This window comes from Oleiphilus sp. HI0079, from assembly GCF_001635105.1.
Map to the genome: position 1 here is coordinate 1 of NZ_LWFT01000508.1, position 4,915 is coordinate 4,915.

General features: G+C 45.1%; 4 protein-coding genes. 1 reads left to right on the forward strand and 3 read right to left on the reverse strand.

Annotation, left to right across the window (positions count from 1 at the left end; all coding sequences use genetic code 11):
* Positions 1-1,669 (reverse strand): acyltransferase family protein (locus tag A3750_RS06700; RefSeq protein WP_068548116.1); only part of this gene is annotated, 1,669 nt, incomplete at its 3' end.
* An 86-nt stretch (positions 1,670-1,755) separates the two neighbouring features.
* Here A3750_RS06700 and A3750_RS06705 point away from each other — a divergent pair.
* The gene (locus A3750_RS06705) at positions 1,756-1,932 is read left to right on the forward strand and encodes a DUF2442 domain-containing protein (protein ID WP_082863304.1); all 177 of its coding nucleotides are present in this window, start codon (positions 1,756-1,758) and stop codon (positions 1,930-1,932) included.
* A gap of 132 nt (positions 1,933-2,064) precedes the next feature.
* Here A3750_RS06705 and A3750_RS06710 read toward each other — a convergent pair whose 3' ends face one another.
* Both A3750_RS06710 and A3750_RS26010 read right to left on the reverse strand, forming a co-directional pair.
* A complete protein-coding gene (locus tag A3750_RS06710) occupies positions 2,065-3,252 on the reverse strand; it encodes a DegT/DnrJ/EryC1/StrS aminotransferase family protein (RefSeq protein ID WP_068457768.1) in 1,188 nt (395 codons plus the stop codon).
* Between the two features lie 38 nt (positions 3,253-3,290).
* A partial coding sequence (locus A3750_RS26010; RefSeq protein WP_231871747.1) for a hypothetical protein occupies positions 3,291-4,915 on the reverse strand: 1,625 nt, incomplete at its 5' end.

Here is a 4,915-nt window from a genome sequence, read left to right on the forward strand (position 1 = left end):
GGTCGACAACATACACTGTAAAGTCGCTGGCCAGTTTTGTTAACTCGAGCTCCATACGTTTCAAGACTCGTTGTTTTCTCGCACTTTCGGTGTCCACCTCATCACCAAATCGCTCAATTACATCAAGCGGCCTCCCCTCAAAAACAAGATTAGAACCGTTAAGGTAATATCCTAAAAAAGAGGATGTAATTAATACTGACTCCGCGCCTACTGACCGTGCATATTCAATTAATGTTTGATTATGCTTATGGCAATCGATGTTTTTCGCGTTCGGCGGGTAAAAACCTGTAATCCCGATACAACTGCTGTACGAAATCGCGTAAGAAGAAACACCCGCTTGGCTCAATCTCTCTTGAAGCGCATAGGAAATCGCATTTGAATGACTGTCCCCCATGACCAACACATCGAAGGTCTCACCAGACAAGTATTTTTCGCATCCCGGAATTGGGTGTTTTGACGGCACCCCACGACCGACATGACAATAAGGCGTTAACGGATTGATATCCGCAATCGCGGCATCAATCTTCAAAATCTCCGCCCCATACCTGGCAGGCACACCCTCCGTTTTTATTGCCAGAAACCCAAATCCCACAACGAGCACTGAACCCAAAACAAGCGAATCCATAATGGTGCGCCTAGACAGCCGCTTAGAGTACCTGAACGGCTTTTCGATAAAGCTCCATGAAAGGAAGGCCAAAACAAAACAGAAGCCCATTAATATAACTAGGTGATTGATACTTAACGCGTCCTGCGACCAATAGCGACTAAACGCTAGAACAGGCTGATGCCATAGATACAAGCTGAAAGAAATTAAACCAATAAACACCAGTAATCGTGCACTTAAAATGGCTTTAACAACGCCATTATGTCCGTACAAAATAATCATTGCCGTCCCAAGCACCGGGAATAATGTGGCCACACCCGGAAAAGCCACTGTTGTTGATAGCAACAAAAAGCTGCCTATCACCAACAGTAGCCCCAAAACACCCAAACACTCTTCAAACCACGTGAAGCTATAAGAGCCTGTTTTCGAGCTCGCTTTCATCGCGACTAACACGCCAACAAACAATTCCCAAGCGCGTGTCGGTAAAAAATAAAAACTCTCGCTTGAGTATTTTTTTGAAGCCCAAATAGCTGCAAAAAAACTGAACAAGGTCAGAGCAAGCACTAAACTAAAAAGCGCGTTTTTACGAATGCGATGAATGAGCACTAATGTAACTGGGGCAAGCAAATAAAACTGCTCTTCTATCGACAAACTCCACGTATGCAACAGAGGTTTGAACTCCGCCGCAGAGTCAAAATAACCACTTTGCATCCACAGCGCGATATTGGATGAAAACCCGACCGAAGCAATCGCATTCCATGAAAACTCGACCAAAGCGACCGGGTGCAGCAACACCCAAGCAGCGATACTGCAAACGATTAACACAAAGAGGAAAACGGGTAAAATTCGTCGTGCGCGACGAAAGTAAAACTCTGCGAACGAGAAGCTTTTATTTTCTAACGCGAACAATATTTGGCCACCGATAAGATAACCGCTGATCACAAAGAAAACATCGACACCAACAAAGCCTCCCGAGAAACCGGGAATGCCTGCGTGAAATAGCAATACAGGGATGATCGCAAGTGCGCGAAGGCCGTCAATTTCTTTTCTGTAAGCTAGGGGCATGGAGAAGCTATTAATATGTAATTACTTTGGTAAGCATAGCTGCTTTACCGAGGTTCAATAAAAACTATATTCAATTCAACAAATGCATGGATCTTAGCGAGGCTTTACTTGTTCCGATATTTGAACCACTGAAAGGCAAAGCGATATTCTCAAAGGTAGCAGTAGACCCAGAGTTAGAAACCATTGTCTGGCCAAACGGAGCAGACCTGGCGCCGGAATATCTTAAAGAGCTTTATCTGAAACAAAGCAAGCGAAGCGCTTGAGAGAGTAAGCAACGCCTACAACCAAAACCCTGTAGCGAGGGGGCTCCCAGCCCCGACGATCGTTGGTGTGCAGTTGCGGAGAACGCGTGCCAATCTGGACCATGCGCGGCGGTTTGATGGAAGGTGCCACGCCTACAAAATTTCTGACAGCCCCCTTTCCAAAACCGCACAAACCTCGCTCATCACCTCAACAGTAATCGTCGGATGCACCAAAAACATCAAGCTGGTTTCGCCCAGCTCTTTCGCGACAGGCAAGCGCTCTTTAGGTTTGGAAGGGTGATTGTCGAATGCTTTCTCCAGATACACTTCTGAGCAGGAGCCTTGCATGCAAGGTATACCCGTCTGATTGATAAGCTCAATCAAACTATCGCGGGTAACAGCTTTCGGTAACTTGTCTAGCTCGACAAACACGTAAAACTTGTAATGCGCATGTGTGATATGCGCTGGAATCACAGGTACGCGAAGAAAGTCGAATTTACGACACACTTCTGCAAGTGCGTTCGCATTGCGCGTTCTCGCTGCAGTCCATTCAGGCATGCGCTTTAATTGAATACGTCCGATAGCCGATTGCATTTCAGTTAAGCGCCAGTTGGTGCCAAACGATTCATGTAACCAACGAAAGCCCGGAGGGTGCTCGCGGTGATAAACCGCATCATAGCTTTTACCGTGGTCCTTGAATGACCACATCTTTTCCCAAAGGGCTTTGTCGTTGGTGGTGACCATTCCGCCTTCACCACCGGTGGTCATAATTTTGTCCTGACAAAACGACCATGCGCCGATATGCCCTATGGAGCCAACAGAACGAGTAACACCATCCTTACCTGTGTATTTAGCGCCATGCGCCTGGGCGCAATCTTCAATAATTTTTAAGTCATGCTCTTTAGCAAGCGCCATAAAGCCATCCATATCACATGGCCAACCGGCAAGGTGCACACAAACAACCGCTTTGGTTTTTTGTGTTATCACTTTGCGAACAGACTCCCGTGTGATGTTTTGCGACGCTCGATCGACATCGGCAAACACAGGAATGGCGCCCGCATTCACAATGGCACTGATCGAAGCAATAAAGGTACGCGGCGTAACGATGACCTCATCACCCTCGCCGAGGCCCAGTGCAAATAAGGCCAAATCCAACGCAACCGTACCGTTCGCAACGGCAATGGCGTACTCGCTATCCGCAAACTCGGCGAACTCTTTTTCGAACTCTCGGCCTTCGGTTCCTGTCCAGTAATTTACCTTATTCGATAAGAGTACTTGAGAGGCTTTATGGGCTTCCTCGTGGGTAAAAGAAGGCCAACCAGTTAACAAACCATCAAGCATATAACAAAGTTCCAATATATCTAAAAATTGCGCGATTATTACTCAAGAGATAATGAATACACAGTCATTTCAAGTTTATTTTCTTCATCAGACGACGGCATGGAATAAATGCCATTATCTACCCACTCTAGTCTATTACAGCGCTCTTTCAGCAAAAACATTCTCCCGCGAAAATATCCTGTTTCGGTATCAATCTTAAGTCTTATCAAGGCCCCACCATCAGCCTCAAGATAAAGCTTATTATTCTTAGGCGATGTATGCTGAAATTTTATTTCAGCAATTGCAGTCTCCCCCGAGGCGATTGAACAATCTTGGTCCGGCATTGAAGTTAGCCCCGGCTTAACAACTATCGACTCTTCCGAGATTTTGGACATTCGATTAAACAGCTCTGGGTTCAGAACAGCTCCCTGCAAAAGGGTTTTTGAGTTACGTAACCCCGCAGCCCAGTTAATAAGTAATGAATTACTCCACGCTTCGTCCTTACTCATAAGAGCCATCCACCCAGCATAATGGGCGGGGCTCCAATGCACAGAGTCTATTGGGTAATAAAAGCCAAAATAACGAGGAAACTCTGAACTCGCAGGCCGAGTATCAGAATCTAAAACAGCCTTCATAACTCTTTGAAACTCTTCCAATATTAGATCAAGCTGACGATCTTTTAATACAAAGTTTAAGAGCAAAAAGAACTCTATGGTAAGGCCTGCCTTATGAAAAGTCTCTGGTTTTATCTCCGGCAAAGCCATCGGGGTGTTAACACTAGGACTGTTATCTTCAGTCCACCCTTTCTGCCAAACTCCGTTTACATAAGGATAATAGAGATATCCATACGCATCCCAAAACAAAGTTTCTCTCCAGTGTCTCCAAATATTAGCTGCACGGTCTAAATAGACTTGTTTACCCGTTAGTATATACAAACGCACCAAACTACTTCCAAATGCTGCTGCTTCATTGATTGGCATTTCTACACCGTCAAGAAAAAAAGGGCTGTTATCAGGAAATTTATAAAAACCTCGACCCTCTTGGACTTCAACCCATTCACTGTCATGAGACCGTACCACAGCTTCTGCCGTACTAATAATTTTGCCGACGAGATCATCATAACCAACAACCCGATTGTCTTGGATTATCTGAGCCGCCCTTAGAAACTCCCCTAACATCAAGCCACTGTAATTCACATCCGAAAAATATAAGCTTGCCCACTGCCTTTCGTGCATAAGGTCATCGACCGAGCTAGAGGAATAATCGTAAAAGGGGCTAACGTAAAAAATGTTATATCGATCAATTCGCTCCCATTGTGGAAGAAGCCTACCATCGAAATTAACTCTGCTTTGAGTACTCATTCGAACATTATCAAAGTAATCAAAGAAGAAGCTAATCTCGTCTAACCAAACAGTTGAATGCGTCAAAAGAAAAGCATTGTTTAAGGCTCCTATCAGAGGCTGCACCTCCCAACCAGAAAACAAACTTTTGTTCGGGTTATTAACCGCGCTACGCCTTGAAAAAGTAATATCGTCGTTTAATTCACTCATTACCTCTGGAGCAATTGTAATAGGGCCAACTTGCTGCGTGTCAGTTAGAACAAACTTATCCGTAGTTTCAACTGTTCTATAAGGAGGGGGGGGGTGCGACAAAAAACTCATCGACGGCATAAGCTCAAGACTTT